Source organism: Granulicella sp. L46 (genome assembly GCF_009765785.1).
GTDB lineage: Bacteria > Acidobacteriota > Terriglobia > Terriglobales > Acidobacteriaceae > Granulicella.
Map to the genome: position 1 here is coordinate 95146 of NZ_LMUT01000025.1, position 16498 is coordinate 111643.

General features: G+C 58.3%; 8 protein-coding genes. 4 read left to right on the plus strand and 4 right to left on the minus strand.

Annotation, left to right across the window (positions count from 1 at the left end; all coding sequences use genetic code 11):
* Window positions 1-84: 84 nt before the first annotated feature.
* Window positions 85-1374, minus strand: a complete 1290-nt coding sequence (locus GSQ80_RS20395; RefSeq protein ID WP_158789505.1) for a hypothetical protein — start codon at window positions 1372-1374, stop codon at window positions 85-87.
* 214 nt (window positions 1375-1588) lie between these two features.
* On the opposite strand from GSQ80_RS20395, the gene GSQ80_RS20400 reads away from it, so the two are divergent.
* Genes GSQ80_RS20400 through GSQ80_RS20410 form a run of 3 tightly spaced genes read left to right on the plus strand, consistent with a single transcriptional unit; the run spans window position 1589 to window position 6554 of the window.
* Window positions 1589-4129, plus strand: coding sequence for a glycoside hydrolase family 2 TIM barrel-domain containing protein (locus tag GSQ80_RS20400; protein ID WP_158789506.1), 2541 nt, complete (start codon window positions 1589-1591; stop codon window positions 4127-4129).
* Window positions 4126-5340 carry an alginate lyase family protein gene (locus GSQ80_RS20405; RefSeq protein WP_158789507.1) on the plus strand — a complete coding sequence of 405 codons (1215 nt, stop codon included), beginning with the start codon at window positions 4126-4128 and terminating at the stop codon, window positions 5338-5340. The genes GSQ80_RS20400 and GSQ80_RS20405 overlap by 4 nt, the downstream gene beginning before the upstream one ends.
* Entirely contained in the window at window positions 5337-6554 is a 1218-nt protein-coding gene (locus GSQ80_RS20410) for a glycoside hydrolase family 105 protein (protein WP_158789508.1), read from the plus strand. The genes GSQ80_RS20405 and GSQ80_RS20410 overlap by 4 nt, the downstream gene beginning before the upstream one ends.
* An 83-nt stretch (window positions 6555-6637) precedes the next feature.
* Here the strand turns inward: GSQ80_RS20410 and GSQ80_RS20415 are convergent, their stop codons facing one another.
* Both GSQ80_RS20415 and GSQ80_RS20420 read right to left on the minus strand, forming a co-directional pair.
* The gene (locus GSQ80_RS20415) at window positions 6638-9448 is read right to left on the minus strand and encodes a carbohydrate-binding protein (protein ID WP_158789509.1); all 2811 of its coding nucleotides are present in this window, start codon (window positions 9446-9448) and stop codon (window positions 6638-6640) included.
* 200 nt (window positions 9449-9648) lie between these two features.
* A complete protein-coding gene (locus tag GSQ80_RS20420) occupies window positions 9649-11877 on the minus strand; it encodes an MMPL family transporter (RefSeq protein ID WP_158789510.1) in 2229 nt (742 codons plus the stop codon).
* A 293-nt stretch (window positions 11878-12170) separates the two neighbouring features.
* Between GSQ80_RS20420 and GSQ80_RS20425 the strand changes: the two genes are divergently transcribed.
* Complete coding sequence (locus GSQ80_RS20425) at window positions 12171-12806, plus strand: hypothetical protein (protein ID WP_158789511.1); 636 nt, start codon at window positions 12171-12173, stop codon at window positions 12804-12806.
* On the opposite strand, the gene GSQ80_RS20430 is transcribed toward GSQ80_RS20425, so the two are convergent.
* Complete coding sequence (locus tag GSQ80_RS20430) at window positions 12793-16110, minus strand: fatty acyl-AMP ligase (protein ID WP_158789512.1); 3318 nt, start codon at window positions 16108-16110, stop codon at window positions 12793-12795. The genes GSQ80_RS20425 and GSQ80_RS20430 overlap by 14 nt on opposite strands.
* Between the last annotated feature and the right edge of the window lie 388 nt (window positions 16111-16498).

Genomic DNA, 16498 nt, shown 5'->3' on the forward strand with positions numbered 1-16498 from the left:
GGAGCCGGCGAAAGGACCTTTACGGTGCCTCACATCAGGGATGTAGGTGGTTTGAAGTTGCAACCCAGGGAAAGGGAGGAGTCCCTACCAGACGTCGACCGCCTCAACCGACGGGGCGCCGGTTTTGCCGTCGATGACGCTAACCTTTAGCACCGCCTCAACATTCTTATCTGCCAGACTTGCTCCGACCTGGCGTCGCAGCAGTTCCATGTAGTGGGAGCTTGTAACGAATTGAGCGGCTGCCTCTGTTCCGTTCCGTCCAATTCCGGCAACGATGACGATAATGCCGCCGGTAGTCGCATCGTGGAAGCGAGCGACGATCGCGTAGTCATCGGCACTTGAATAGGGTTGCGCTGGATCCCTCTCCCATTTCGCGGCTGGGTGGTCGCGATCTAAGATAGCCTCCGCCGGCCCAGGAGCGAAACGAAACCGCAGGGGTTCGAGCAGGCGCATCGTCCAGTCGTTGTTATATCCACCAAGGAGGACCACGGGGCGTTCGCGAAGATCAGTGAGCACCGTCGACGCCGAGGAACGCGTTTGTACCGTTTCTCCGAGGCGCTCGAGGTGTCCACTAATGTGCGCGATCGAAGTCGCAATCTGCATGGACACAAATGGATATTCAATGTCTTTCCCCGCTGTTTTCACGCCGGAGAATCTCTCAGGAGCAAACACCACGCCGCCCGAGCAGATAAGTGTGGTGTTGGATTCACCCAAAACCGGAGCCCAGAATTCCTGCAACGCGTCCTGCGAATGCGCACGTCCATGCTGCCACGCGAATGCGCCGATCAGCACGAGAAGCACCACGGATGAGGCCGCAATCCAAAGAATCGGCCGTCCGTACCACTTGCGAGTCGCAATCAGCGGAATGGAATGATCTGACGTTTGCGTATGCTCTGCCATTGCCGGCGCGCCTGTAGAAGCGTTGGACTCGAAGGCCGTGCTTGCGATTGGCTGCGCATCCGTTTGTCCCAGGCGCGACGCTGCGCTTGGAGTGTCAACCTCCTCGTGATTACAAAGGAATTCCGGAACGTACGACCCTGACGGCAATGAAATCTGAAGCCGCGACTGATGTTCGTGATAGTAGAGAGCGAGGCGTTTCCGCACCTCACCAGCTGTATATCGGACGACGGTATCGGCATTGGTGTCGTAGTCTGGCGGCCGATGAAAGATTTCGACGCCCAGGGTGCGTTCCTTTAGCAGGTCGCTATGCCCCGATAGCGTGCTCTGAATGACATAGCGAAGCAACGCCGGGTAACGCTTGCTATTGCAGAACTGAGGACTGGCGAGGACCTCCTCCATCTCCTGCAGAATCTCTTCTTCGTCCTGCCGGGACTTGGGATGCCACGTCTCCCAGCCTGATTTAAAGGTGTTCATTGCGTATCGCGATAATACCTACCGATTACAGGGCCGGGCAAGGCACGTTTGACACAACCCGTTTCACGCCGGTTTCCTCAACATTTCAAATAAGTTATAGCACTCGCAATGAACCAAACGGTGAGTCACTTGTCACACCCCGGTTATTTGCTCAGTCTGTCATTGCTATCACTGGAGAGAAAATTGTCCGAGCGCCCAAGGAAGAAGCGTCGAGATGTTTGAGAGTAGCCGCCGGCAATTTTTATTAGGAGCAATCTCAGCTGGGGGCGCAGCCCTGCTCGCACCGTCCCTGCGGGCGGTCACTCGCATCTCCTCGCCCAACGCCGATCCCGTACGGGCTCCCACGCAACTGGACGCTGGCTGGCAATATCGGCGGGGTCAGCTTGAGGGCGTCTGGGAGGTCTGGCGCGAAGAAGAGGCCGGCCTCTGGCAGTCGGTAAGCCTGCCTCACTGCTTCAATCATGCGGATGCCTGCGATCCTGATCGGCCCTACTACCAGGGGCATGGCTGGTACCGAACCGCGATCGCCGTTGCCAATCCCTTCGAAGGTGGTCGCACGATCCTCCACTTCCAGGGTGCCGGCCAGACCTCCAGCGTCTGGGTCGGATCGACGTTCATCGGAACGCACAAAGGAGGGTATGACGAGTTTGTCTTTGACATCACCGACGCCGTCTCAGCCCTCCAGCGGACCAAAGGCGCCGCGTCCACGATTCCGGTAGCCGTTCTTTGCGATAACGCTCCGGACCCCGAGCGCGTTCCGTCCGACCTGAGCGACTTTTGCCTGTACGGTGGCCTCTATCGACACGTGAACCTCGTCTACCTGCCAGCTCTCGCGCTCGACACTGTTCACATTCTTCCCATCCTTCGCCCCGATGGCTCGGCTATCGTTTCCGTTCGCTGCAGGCTGTATAACCCACGCAGCATCTCCTCTCCCTGCAAGCTTTCGCTAGAAATCTTCGATCCCCAGGGTCGGTCGATCCATCACTGGTCCGGCTCGATATCCCCCATGAGCGATACCAACGCTCCGGTCAGCGCTTCCCTCCCAAGTCCACAACTCTGGTCGCCTGAGACGCCCGCGCTCTACCGCTGCCGGGTGACCCTTTCAACTCCAAGTGGAACGTCCTCGATGGAGGAGCGCTTTGGTATACGGCATGTCGAATTCATAGAGCACGGGCCATTCAAACTCAACGGCAAACGCGTTCTCCTGCAGGGAACACACCGGCATGCCGACCACGCCGGCGTTGCAGCAGCGATGAGCGACGACCAGGTCCGGCAAGAGATGCGCCTGATCCGCGACATGGGTGCGAATTTTATTCGCCTCGCCCATTACCAGCAGGATCGCCTGGTACTCGACCTGTGTGACGAGCTCGGCCTGATGGTCTGGGAGGAAGCACCCTGGTGCCGTGCCGGTGTCGGCGATGCATCTTTTCAGCAAAATGCGAAGGACATGCTGTCGCACATGATCGAACAGCACTTCAATCACCCATCCATCATTCTCTGGGGTCTTGGCAATGAAGACGACTGGCCGGACGAATACCCAAGTGTCGATCACGCCGCCATCCGCGCCTTCATGACCGAGATGCGCGACCTCGCTCACCGGCTGGACAAATCCAGGCTCACCGCCCTTCGCCGCTGCGACTTTGCGCGGGACATCCCGGACGTCTATTCTCCTTCCATTTGGGCCGGTTGGTACGGAGGAAACTATCGCGAGTACGAAGACAGTCTTCTGAAGCAGCGCGAACTCGTCAACCGGTTCATCCATATTGAATGGGGAGCAGACAGCCAGGCAGGCCGCCACTCCGAGGACCCTGAGGCTGTGCTGCGGCGGGTCCCCATCGGAAAGGGAACTGAAGAGCGTGGCCTCGCCTATCTCAACAAGGATGGCAACGTTCGTGTCTCCAAAGACGGCGACTGGTCCGAGACCTACGCCTGCAATCTCTTCGACTGGCATCTGAAGACGCAGGAGAAGCTAGACTGGCTAACGGGCTCAGCTCAATGGATCTTCAAAGACTTCGCATCCCCACTTCGCGCCGACGACGGAATCCCGAACGTGAATCAGAAAGGCGTCGTGCAGCGCGATCTTAGCCTGAAGGAGTCTTACTTCGTCTTCCAATCGTATTGGTCGAAGAAGCCGATGGTTCACCTGTATGGACACAGTTGGCCAATTCGCTGGGGTAAGCCGGATGAGCCGCGCATCGTAAAGGTGTATTCGAACTGCGAGCACGCTGAACTGTTTTTGAACGGAGCCTCGCAAGGAATCAGGCAGCGTGACAGTCAGGATTTTCCAGCGGCCGGGCTGCGCTGGAACGTGATCTTTCGGAGCGGGAAGAATCATCTTCAGGTGATCGCAAAAACAGGGGATGTGACCTTGCAGGATGAGATTGATCTGACGTACCAAACCGACGCCTGGGGAACGCCTGCCGAGCTACGTTTGGCCCAAATACCTGACAAGGATGGTCGTGTCAGAGTCACCGCAAGTCTCTATGATGCAGCGAACATTCTTTGCCTTGATGCGCGCAACCAGGTGCGCTTCACCCTCGCAGGATCTGGAAAGCTCATCGACAACATGGGAACAACCCACGCTTCAAGGGTGCTGCAGCTAACCAACGGGACAGCATCTATTTCAGTGGATACTGGTTCAGACAGTGCGAACGCAAAGAACGCAAGCTGCGTGGTCGGCATCACCGTTCAGGACCTTCCTCCGGCGTTCATCACCCTGTTAGGCGCAACAACTGCGCATGGAAGTTTGAAATGATTCGACTCACCCGCCGCATGTTTTGCTGTCAAACAGCCGCTTGTCTTACCCACTTTGCGTTTGCGGATGCGCTGAAGCCTACCGACGGCTACGCCCTAGTCGCCCGCACGGACCGGACCCGGATCATCGAAGCCGCAACGCGCTACTTGGATCTGCGCCCGCACACCATCACGAGCTATCCAACCTCGCGCAGTCCCGGCGGAGTGCATGACTACTTCTCCCAGGCGGATTATTTTTGGCCCAACCCGCAAGACCCGGGCGGCAAATACATTAATCGAGACGGCCAAAGCAATCCTGACAACTTCAACGATCATCGCAAAGCAATGATCGCCCTATCTATTCAGATGCCGGCACTGACAGCGGCATGGGTGCTCACAGGAGATCGCCGTTACGGCCGACTGGCTGGCGACCATCTCCGCGCGTGGTTCATCGATCCCGACACCCGCATGAATCCAAACCTCGAATATTCCCAAGGGGTTCATGGCGTATCTACAGGGCGCTCTTACGGCATTATCGACACGCTGCATCTTGTTGAAGTCGCCCGCGCCGCCTCCATCCTCTCTCCAACCCTCCTCAATGCCACCGAGCAACAGGCGCTGCAAGACTGGTTCCGCGCCTACCTCCACTGGATGAAAACCAGCGATAAAGGTATCGCTGAAAGGGACACAGTTAATAATCATGCAGTCTGCTGGGCACTGCAGGCTGCGGAGTTCGCTCGCTTGATCGGCGACCAGGACACCAGGGAAGAAGTGCGCACGCAATACAAAACACTCTTCGTTCCCGGCCAGATGGCGCTCGACGGAAGCTTCCCCAAGGAGCTTGCCCGCACCAAGCCCTACAGCTATTCCATCTTCAACTTCGATACCATGGCGACCCTTTGCCAATCGCTTGAGGGCGATGGCCCAAGCCTGTATTCTTTTGTCTTGCCCGATGGTCGCGGCATCTGCAAAGCAGCCGCCTTTCTCTACCCCTACCTCTTGGACAAAGGCACGTGGCCATACAAGCAGGACATCGAGCACTTCGCATCGTTGCCGGTCCGTTCGCCCGGCCTACTTTTCAGCGGTCTGGCATGCCACCACCAGGAGTATTTGCAGTTATGGACCAAACTGAATCCCGACCCCACCGACCCGGAGATTATTCGCAACTTTCCCGTTCGGCAACCGCTGCTTTGGGTAAGGCCGCCTTCGAGATCAAAGCAAAAAGCACGATGAAACCTTCACGCGTCACCGCTGTATATCTGCTGCTAGGCGCGTTCCTGATTTCTGCACCCCTAGCCCATCCGCAGACAGTCCAACAGCCTGCGGCCGCATCTCCAACCGTGGAGCGGGAACATGTCGGCGATGCGCCGGACGATCCCGGTCCGCTCGCAACTGATCTATCACCCGCACTGAAGCCTGCCGCCATCCGCAGCGCGATCAAGAAGGTGGCCGACTGGCAACTGCGCGTCGCGGAGCCCAACTTCAATTCGCAGTGGACCTTCGCTGCGCTCTACGATGGCTTGATCGCGGCCTCGGCCGCCACCGGAGATTCGCGTTACCGGCAAGCCGTGATCGATTACGCAACCCGTCAGCAATGGAAACTTCTTAACAACCGTTTCCCCCACGCAGACGACATGGCACTCGGCCAGGCCTACCTCGATCTCTATTTGACCGACCGGCCGAAACAGCGCAAGTCCGAGCGCATCGCCGACACCAAGGCAATTCTCGACAAGCTGATTCAGCGCCCGGATGATCCTGCGAAAGACCTCTGGTGGTGGTGCGATGCGCTGTTCATGGCGCCGCCGGTCCTTACCCGCATGAGCATGGCAACCGACGATCCGAAATACCGGATCTTCATGGAGCAAGAGTGGGCCATCACGACCAAAAGCCTCTACGACCCGAGCCATCATCTCTACTTCCGTGATGCCCGCTACCTGACCAGGAAAGAGCAAAACGGACAGCCGATCTTCTGGTCGCGCGGCAACGGATGGGTGATGGGCGCTCTAATCAAGGTGCTGCAAACCATGCCAGCGACAGATCCCCGACGGCCAGAGTTCGTCCAACAGTTTCGCGACATGGCCGCTGAAGTGGCTTCCATTCAAGGAAAGGATGGCTTGTGGCGCTCTGGCTTGCTAGACCCCGATTCCTACCCTCTTCCCGAGATCTCCGGATCGGCTTTCTTCACCTACGCCATCGCCTACGGAATTAACGAGAACATCCTCGATCGCAATCAATATCTCCCGGTGATTGAGCGCTCGTGGGCCGGCATGCTGAGCCACATTTATGCGGACGGACGCCTTGGCTCCATCCAGCCCATCGACGGTCAACCGGGCATCTTCAAACCGTCTGCGAGCTATGTTTACGGAGTGGGTGGATTCTTACTTGCCGGAGCCGAACTTGAGAGACTTTCGCGTGAGAAACATCTCCCGTCTAATCCAGGAGAATAGCGGCTAAGTCGCAAATCCGGACGATTTTTCGCCAACCTACAACGCTAGCGGGGCACGGCAAACGCCGTGCCCCATCTGCATTTTTAGTTCAGTGAGAACCAGTTTAGGTTGCCGGCAGTATTGTAGAAACCTCCACTGTCTATCACCAGTTGCAAGGTATGAACGCCTTCGGGCAGAGGGACATCCGGAATTTCAAGTGTCTGCCACGTCTGCCATCCGCCCGTCTCTGGCACTGAGATATGCGGCGTCACCTGCCGGCCGTCGACGTTGAGATGAAGCACCCCGCCGCCCACATCAGTCGCCACACGCACTCGCAGCGTGTAGTTCCGTGCCGTAGCAATATCCACGGTATAGTTCAGCCAATCCCCAGGCTGCCCATTGCCCACATCGTATCCCCCGCCTGTATCCGACGAGTTCTCGATGTCCACCGTCTCTCCCGGCCGATAGTTCGCTCCGCCGCCATTGGCCATGGCGCCATTCCAGTACGCGACGCCCTTACCGCCGGTATCAAAGTTCTCGATCTCTATCTGACCAGGAATCGCCTGAGGACCTCCGGTGAATGAGCTGCTTGGCGTCGGCGCCTGCAAACCGAACCAGTTGAAATTACCCATACCGCCGGTCGGTCCATTGCCATCGAGCGTCACTTGCATCACGTGTCGTCCGGCGCTGAGTTGAAACGCTGGCGAGACCTGCGTGGTGTACGTCTGGAACCCGTTCGTCACCGGGACGAACAGCGTTCCAGTCTTGTTCTCGTCGTCGAATGAGACGTGATAGTACCCGCCCTGTCCAAGCGAAGCGACGCGGGTCTGCAGGTTGTAGATGCCCGGTGTGCTTACGTTGACGGTGTAGCGCAGGTATTCGCCTTCTTTGGTATAGCCAACGTCGTAGCCGCCGCCAGCGTCGCCCGTACCCTCAATGCCAACGGTCGTTCCCGGCCGATATGTCGGAGCGCTTCCCTGATCCGTCGAATCGAGATTGAAGTAGCCAACGTAGTTGCCGCCATTATCGAAGTTCTCGGCTTGAATGATTCCCGGAATCGCAGCCGGCCCCGCGGGGAATGGAGCCTCCTTGCCGCCGATCGTGAAATTCACGGTCGACGAAGCGGTCGCATTTCCCTGGCGACCGAGGATGGTCACAGGATACGTACCGCTCGTGGCACTCTCCTCTGCCACAACCGGAAGCAGGTACTGATTGGTGAAGGGAATCGGCACCGGTTCACCAAACGCACCGCCAGGCAGCCCCTCAACTCTCAGCTCGGCATTCGCATGGTCGTTGCCGTAGTCGTTCACGTCGACGCTATAGAAGGTACGGCCTCCGGGCGCGACTGTCTGCGATCCAGGCCCTGCCGTCACATCAAACGTATTGCCCATATAGCCTTGCCAGAAGAATGTCGCCACCGACTGCGCAGGCAGCGAGTAGCTGACCATCTTGCCCTTCCAATTCAACGAGAATTGGCTCGACGTTTGTGCGTCATTCAAGACCAGCACAGCAATTGAGCCGTCCGGATTCTTGAACGCAACATCTTCGACATTGCCGTGGCCGAACGAAGTCGAGTCGATCCGGTACGCGCCCGACTGCACATACTTCGCAAGGTGGCCAAGCACGTAATACTCCACGTTCTTCGAAATAGTGGCAGGCGTAGTCGAGTCGTCGATCGTCACTACACCGCGGCAGTCGTTGCATCCGTTCTGCACCGTCGGCCCATTGTTCTGATCCAGTGCAAGGTTCCAGAACACGACCGACTTACCCCAGTTGCGCAGCACGTTAATTACCTGGCCTTCGGCATCATTCACCAGGTTCTGCCCGAAGTACGGAGCGTATGTCCCTCCGGTGCATTCAGTGAAATAAACCGGAACATCCCAGGCAAGGTCGTGCACGGCATTCTGCGCATCGGCAACATTGCCCGCATAGCAGTGGAACGAAACGCCCGCAAGATACTGCCGAACCGCGGGATCTTCCGCGAGGATCTCCGGATACTTCGGGTTATCCCAGTTATGCTCATACCCAAAAATTCCCGGCGTCGCGTCCATGGGGTCGTGCGACTGCCGAGCAAAGTTCCACCCGCGATTCCGCAGGCGCAGGTTGCGAAGCTGCGGCCCGAGATACTGCGCGATGAACTGCCCCTCGTCGTGCGGATTCATGAACATCGATGGATAGCCGCTGGTCTCGTTCAGTGGCTCGTTCTGCACCGAGACATAATTGATTGGAATCCCCTGTGCCTCGTAGGCCTGAACAAATTTCGCGAAGTATAGTGCCAGCGCTGGAAAATATTCCGTGTTGAAGCTACCGCCATCGAGCGTCCCCGTCGTCTTCATCCATGCGGGAGGCGACCACGGCAGGGCCTGCACCTTGATCGCCGGATTCGCCGCGAAGGCCGCCTTGATTGTCGGAATGATGTACGCCTCATCGTGCGCAACAGAAAACTGCTTCATCTGCGGATCGGTCTCGCCCGGCGGCACATCGTCATAGGTATAGCTGCTCAGCGAGAGGTCATTCGCTCCCATCGACTGCCGCAAATAGCTGAGATGAATTCCGCTCGGGCTGAACAGATCGCTCATCAACTGCGTGCGCTGCGCCGGCGTGAGCTTGTTCCAGACAAGAAATGCGTCGGAGTCATTGAAGCTCGCGCCTACACCTTCGAGCTGCTGATAGTGAATCGTGTCGTCGACGTTGATTGCCGTGCCACTAGCCGTACCATCGGTAAACGTAAGCGGCGTTTGCGGAGTCAGGAGCGCGGATTGATCGGGATTTGTCTGAACGACTCCCACGGTCTGCGCGCAAATATTCGGAGAACAAGCGGCAAAGAGAACGAGTAGAGATACGGAGAGTAGACAAACGTTTGTCCTGAAGCGCAGGAGCGTGTGAGGGAGGGTGTGAATGGGCCTGGATTTCATTGGAGATCTCACCTTTGGGGCCGCGTACTTGCCCGGACTGAGAAGCGAACAGATTCTGCACCTTCCGCTGCAGGCTCGTCAATCCTTCAGGTAAAAATAATTTGCAAAAGCCAAACTCGGCCGAGGCCTTCAAGATCCCCCGAGACCGTTATGCGCGACGGGAAGATTGCGCGAGCCTGGCTAATGAGCTCGCTCAGTAATTAATCGCCGCTCTCCGCTACGGGTGTCTCGCACTTGCTGTCGAGCCCACCCGGCCACCAGTTCCAGTCCCCGGCAATTCGCAGCAGCGCCGGGCCAATCACAATGCGAACCAGTGTCGCGTCGATCAGTACGGCGATCGCCAGCGTAAAGCCAATCATCTTCACCACCAGAAAGTTTCCGAAGGTGAATGCCGCGAAGACCACGATCATAATCGCGGCGGCGCTCGTAATCAGGCCCGCAGTTCTGGCCATCCCCTCAGGAATCGCATCCATCTCACTCAGTCCAGCCCTTCGCGCTTCGAGCACGCGCGCCACCAGGAACACCTCGTAGTCCATACTGAGTCCGAAGACGATCGCGAACGCCACAATCGGGACCAGCGGAAAGATGCTTCCCGTTCCGCCAGGCACTCCGAGCAGACTGCTCCCATGTCCGTCCTGAAACACGAGCACCAGCGCACCGAAGGACGCGGCCACCGAAACCAGATTCAAGATGATGGCCTTCACTGCGGCAAACAGGGATCGGAAGCCGCACAGCAGGGCCAATAGCGTGCCGCCAACTACCAGCCCCATGACGGGCATAACGTGGCCGTGGATGATGGTTTCGTAATCAGCGTTGAGTGCTGGGATGCCGCCCACCATCATCGTGGCGTCGGGAGCGCCGGTGAGTGCCGGCGCTCCCTCCTTGCGTATCTCGCGCACCCAGTCCACCTGTTGCCGTAAGGACAGAGAGCTCTTTGGCAGGATCTCGACAAGCGCGGCCTTCCCATCACTGCTGAGGAACGTTCGCCTCGTCTCGCGCGAGAGATCGGTCAGGTTCGCTTGGTTTCCCCCCGCAATCGTCGCAATGGAGATCACGCGATCGCAACGTGGGTCGCTCTCAATCTGTTTCGCCACGCGGTTCAGCGCGTTCCACCCTGCATCTGTCTGCGTAACGGATTCCCCCGGCAGTTCAATCACCACGCGCATCGAATACACGATGCCGGTCCGATCCATCTGCTCCAGCGTATGCAGCGCCTGCACCGACTCAGCCGACTTCGGCAGCCAGTCTCCCGACGGAATGCTGGTGTCCAGATGCTTCGCCTGCCACGCCAGCAGCACCAGCGGCGTTCCCGCGATCAGCAGCGCCAGCCATGGATGCGCCACAATCGTCCGTCCCCACCGCCTCCAGCGATTACCCGTGGCCGCGGCGCGATCCACATCGAGCTTCGGCGTAAACGGTAGTCGCCCCGCATCAATGCGCCGTCCCAGCAGGCCCAGTACCGCGGGCACCAGCGTGTTGGTCAACAGCACGCTCCATCCGGCAACCAGGATTCCGGCCAGCCCAATCGAACGAATCTCGCTGATGGGAACAGTAAGGAGCGCCACAAATCCAATGGCCACTGTGGAGGCCGAGATCAACAGCGTCCGACCCGCCTGCCGCGCCGCAATCACCGAAGCCGCATATCCATCGTTCCCCGCGAACAGTGCCTCGCGAAAGCGGCTCACCATCAGCAGCGCATAATCGATCCCCAGGCCCAGCCCAAGCATTGTCGCGAGGTTCTGCACCAGGATCGACAGGTGCAGGCGCTGCGCCAGCAATCCCGTAATCGCCAGGCTGGTCGCGATGGCAATCTCACCCACCGCCAGCGGAATAATCGCGGCGACTACGCTTCCAAACGCGATCAGCAAGAGGATCAAGGTCGCGGGAATCACCAGCGTCTCGCCACGCCGCACGTCATCCGAACTCGCCTTGCGGATGTCAAAGTTGAGCGGAAGCTCGCCCGTGAGCTGCAATTTTACCCCGGGATACTGCCCCCGCAGCTGGTCCTCAAGCAAATGCGCCTGTTGATGCAGCATGGGAACCAGCGACTCCACCGGAGCTCCGGTAGACACGAGTCCCACCAGCACAAACGTCCCGCCGCCCTTTCCAAGGAAGATCGAATCGCGCAGCTCAAGATACGAGACCACGCCCGACACCCCGGGCTGCTGTCGCAACTGTGCCACAATCGTCGTCAGCGCCTGCTCGCCTTCAGGCGAATTGGCGGGCGGAATCCCCTTAACCACAAGAACCACGCGCTCAACGAACGGTGAATGAAAGCGCGTGGCCAATTCCTGCCGGACCACCTCGGCCTGGCTACCATCGACGCGGGTTGCCGTCTCCAGATGACGCTCGGCGTGAAAGGAGAAGGGAAGAAGGGCAATGACCGCAACAAGGACTACCCCGGCCACCCAGAAACGACGCAGATGCATCACACATTGGATGATACAAAATCGTCCCCACGAACAGTGAAAGGAATGCAGATTCTTCGTCGCTAGGTGTTCCCGGTTTGGCACATATATCAGCTTTCAAGCGCTTTTGAATCTGCTACATTGATCCCATCAATCTCAACGGCACAATTCGTACGCTGATCTTCGTCGGCCTCGCCGCCGCCGCTCCCCTCGTCGCCCAGCAGGACCCGCGCATCGGCTCCTGGACGCTTACCTCCGCCCAGGCGTCCCTCGATCCTCCCAACAAACTCTCCATCACCCCGGTGGGGGATCAGATGCACGTCGTCATGTCAGGCGATCGGCACTTTGATTTCACCGCGAAAGCCAACGGCCACCCCGCGCCCGCGCCCGGCAACCTGGGGTTCAATCAAATTCAGCTCCACCGGCTTGATAAGCGCCAGTCTGAGGTGAAGGAGATGAAAGACGGCGCGCTCGTCGCCACAGTTCGCGTCAAGCCCTCCGCCGACGGCAAAGAGCTAACCACCACCAGGACAATCGCAGGCCAACCCGATGAGGTCACGGTTTGGGTTCGCACCGGCGGCGCGAAGGTCGCCCACGATCCGCTCGCGGGCGAATGGACGGAAGACCTGAGCAAATCGCGCTTGAGCCAAGGCCTGACCCTAAAGATCGCCCCTGATGGAAATGGCGGCGTCCGCTTCTCATGGGACTACAGCTACGATGCCCGCTTTGACGGCAAGCCGTACGACCTCAAAAACTCCCGCAACGATACCGTCAAGCTGCAACTCGTCGATCCGCACACCGTCACCGCAATCTACCTGCGCGACGATCAAGTGACGCAGAAGGACAAGTGGGCCGTCTCTCCAGATGGTCAAGAGTTGACTGTCACCACCACCGGCGTTCTCGAAACCGGTCAGCACATCAACGAGAAGCTGGCCTTCAAGAAGCAGTAACCTGCGTAGCGGAAGTCGCTGGGACGGGCGCATCGGCCGTAGTGACCGTTGTGTCCAGCTCGCGCGCCGCCACCGAGATGATTCCCTTGCGATGCATGAACTTCAGAATGCCGCTGACGGTCTCCTCGAGCGTCGGCTCCGGCACGCCCCAGGTCGCAGCATTCCGCGCCTTCTGGTACTCAGTGTTGTCGTAGCGCTTGAACTCCATCGCCGAGATGTTGTCCACCGAGCCCACCAGGAAGTCGAGCAGAGGGAACAGCAGATCTTCCTTGCGGCAGCGGCGAATCAGCTCCGGAACAAAGTCGGTGATGCTGAAGATCTCGAACTGCCGCCCCGTCAACTTGGTGATCAGGTTCGTGATGTCCATCATGTTCGCGTAATCGTCACGCACCAGGTTATAGGTCTTGTTCTCCGTGCCCGGTGTGGTTGAAATCGCCACGATGTTGTTCGCGATAACGTCGGCAGGAACAAAACTTATCTGGTTCAGCGCATCCACGCCAATGCCGTGGTTCACCATGAACGCAACCAGGCGCACAGCGATATCGAAGTTATTGCCGCCACCGGTAACCGATGGGCTCACCAGCGCTGGCCGGTACGTTCGCACGCACAAACCCTTTTTCTGCGCGTCCTCAACCACTCGCTCTGCAACCCACTTGGACTGGCTGTATCCGAAATCCAGCAACTCCATGTCCTTGTTGCAATCGGTCTCGTACAGAACACTCTTCAATGCCCAGCCAAAGATGAACGTCGTCGAAACGTAGTTCAGGCTCTTGGCCTTTCCTTCGAAGCACAGCTTCAGCACTTCGTTGGTTCCCAACACATTCGCATCGCGCATGCGGTCGTAGTTGAACAGGTAGTTCACCGTCGCGCCGTTGTGGTAAATCGAATCCATCTCCGTGGCGAGAAAATCCCACGTCTCCTGCGTGAGGCCCAGCTTCGGCTGTCCAAGGTCTCCGCAAACCGGCAGCACCCGCGCCTCGAACATCTCCATCAGCCCGGCCGGACACGGTCCCATCGACTCCATCGCTGCCTTGAGTCGCTGGCTGCCCTGCGCTTCATCCGACGAACGCACCAGCACATGAATCTTCGCCTGCGTCTGCTCCAGCAGGCTCTTGATCAGGAACGGTCCAATGAACCCAGTGCCTCCCGTAAGCAGCACTTGCTTGAGCACCGGATGCTTAGGCATCGGCGCTGGCTTTTCTGGTGTGAAGATGAGCTTCTTGTCATTGCTCATCATCTCCTTCTCAGCCGCATGCTGCTCATCGCGGAACGCCGCAAGCGAATGCCGCAACAGATCGATCGCCTCTTCCGGGGCGCGCTCCAACTGTTCTGCAAGCTGGAATAATTCGGCAACGCTCACCCGCTGAATGACACCGATATCCACCTGCCGTGCGAGCAGCTCGGCGCCCTTGTCCTTCAGTAGTTCCTTGAGCTCGTGCATGAATACAACGAGATCCAGCGAATCCAACCCCGCTTCAACGAGGTTGTAGGACTCCATGCCCGTAAGGTTGTAGCGCGACTTCAACACGTCGAACGAAGACTGAACCTCTGTATCCGGCGCGCAGGCGCCCGCGTCCTTCTCCCGCGAAAATTCAGAGAGAACGTTGAACTGCCCGTCCAGCCACATCATCTTCGCCTTGTGGCGCATGATCTTGCCCGAGCTTGTCCGCGGTATCGCACGCGGCGCGATAAAGGAGATCAACGCGGTCTCCACGTTGAGGAAACTCCGCACGGCCGCCGCAATCTTCCGCGCCTCCGGCAGCTGTTTCGGATTCTTGACCTCGGCCACAATCGCCAGCGCTGGCTCGCTGTCTTCATTGATTTGGAACGCAGCCACGCAGTTATGGCGAATCAAGCCTGAGGCCTTTTCGACCACGTTTTCAATGTCCTGCGGATAGTAGTTCTGCCCGCGCAGAATGATCATGTCCTTCAGCCGCCCGCAAACAAACAGTTCGCCGTCGTGGAAGAATCCCATGTCGCCGGTGCGAAGGAAGCCATCATCATACGGCGTGTCATCCACCAGCCGCGCGCGAAACTGCTTCAGCGTCAGCTCTGGATTGTTCCAATACCCCTGGCACTTACCGCTGCCCGCCAGCCAGATCTCGCCGACCAATCCGTCTGCCAACACATTGTGCTGATCCGGATCCACAATCTTCACATCCAGCCCCGGTAGCGGGATGCCGCAACTCACCACCTGCGTGGCTGCGCCAATCTCCGAAACTTCGGTGGTCTTGCGAACCTTGCCCAGCGCCAGCGCATGCTTGTTCACGGAGATGATGGACCGCCCGCCCAGCGAAACAGCCAGCGTATTCTCAGCCAGCCCGTAGGCAGCGTAAAAACTTTCCTTTTTCAGGCCGTAGGGTTGAAACGTCTCCAGGAACCGTGTGTACGTGTCCGGCTTCACTGGCTCGGCCGCGCACATCAGGACGCGCAGAGAGCTCAGATCGAAGCCCTCCATCGTCTCCTTGGAGAGCCTTCCCGCGCGCAGGCAGTAGTCATACGCGAAGTTAGGAGCCGCCGTCGCCGTCGCGCGATACGTATGGATCGCTTCGAACCAGAGCGACGGCCGCTGAATAAAGTCCATCGATGCGAAGCCGTACGTCGTTCCGCCGCGCAGCGCTGGATAAAGATAGCAGCCAATCAATCCCATGTCGTGATACTGCGGAAGCCAGGAAACGACGATAGGCGACACATGGTCAATGACCAGCGGACAGGTCTCCAAAATGTTTTCGTGGCTCACAATGACGCCCTTGGGCTCCATCGTCGATCCAGAGGTGTATTGCAGAAACAAAACCTTGGAAGGCGCGGGAAACGGTTCCTTCCGAACGCTATGGTGAAAGTCTTCGGTGACAATCCACGGCAGGCCGGAGATGTAATCGACATCCACACCCGACGTCGAGACCCCATTCCTCGCGAGATTCGTCTTTAGCGACCCGTGATAGTCCTTGCTGGTCAGAACTCCCGCCGCCTGGCAATCTTTGGCGATGTGGACCATCTTGTACAGGGCGCTCTGAAAGCCGCGAGACCCGGGAGGATACACAGGTACAGGAATCAATCCGGCGCGCACGCACCCAAAGAACGCGCAGATCATCTCCAGGCCCGGAGGATACGCGAGCAGAAGCCGATCCTCCGCAACGAACTGCCCATTGCGCAGCAGGTGCGAAGCGATCGCTTTTGTCCGCTCCAGAAACTCGGAGTAGGTATAGCCCTCGATTTGATTGCCGTTCAGGTCAAGGTACGAATAAAGGAGTTTGTGCGGGTGCTCATTCCCCAGCCTATCGAGTTGGTCCAAAATCGATACCATAATTGATCAGTAATGCCCTCGGGTTTGAATACGGAAAATCCGGTTTCCAAGAAACTCTACACGCCTTGCAGCACCTTGTGTGCCGTTGGCGCGCATTCCATTGCACTGCCGGAGATCGGATTATAGTGTAGGCCCGATTGCAGAACGATGGGGTAAGCGCCCTCTATGTATACGTTCGTAACTCCGCTTCGTTGCAGGTTCCCCGGGCGATCGAACGCACGAGACGGTCAGGTCGTACGAGGTCCCGGCCGGGGCTGCCTATCACCCCTGACAGAGCATTTCGCTGTTAACTGATCCTTCACGTTATGTTAGCAGAGCAGGAGCATTTCAATGCGCCCTGAATCAACCGTGGCTCGTCCAAACGATGCGCCCTCGCGGCCCCATTCGG

Excerpts from the sequence above, each read along its gene's own strand:
- GSQ80_RS20395 (WP_158789505.1), bottom strand. The coding sequence starts at position 1,374 with ATGAACACCTTTAAATCAGGCTGGGAGACGTGGCATCCCAAGTCCCGG.
- GSQ80_RS20400 (WP_158789506.1), top strand. The coding sequence starts at position 1,589 with ATGTTTGAGAGTAGCCGCCGGCAATTTTTATTAGGAGCAATCTCAGCT.
- GSQ80_RS20405 (WP_158789507.1), top strand. The coding sequence starts at position 4,126 with ATGATTCGACTCACCCGCCGCATGTTTTGCTGTCAAACAGCCGCTTGT.
- GSQ80_RS20430 (WP_158789512.1), bottom strand. The coding sequence starts at position 16,110 with ATGGTATCGATTTTGGACCAACTCGATAGGCTGGGGAATGAGCACCCG.
- GSQ80_RS20415 (WP_158789509.1), bottom strand. The coding sequence starts at position 9,448 with ATGAAATCCAGGCCCATTCACACCCTCCCTCACACGCTCCTGCGCTTC.
- GSQ80_RS20425 (WP_158789511.1), top strand. The coding sequence starts at position 12,171 with ATGCACGTCGTCATGTCAGGCGATCGGCACTTTGATTTCACCGCGAAA.
- GSQ80_RS20410 (WP_158789508.1), top strand. The coding sequence starts at position 5,337 with ATGAAACCTTCACGCGTCACCGCTGTATATCTGCTGCTAGGCGCGTTC.
- GSQ80_RS20420 (WP_158789510.1), bottom strand. The coding sequence starts at position 11,877 with ATGCATCTGCGTCGTTTCTGGGTGGCCGGGGTAGTCCTTGTTGCGGTC.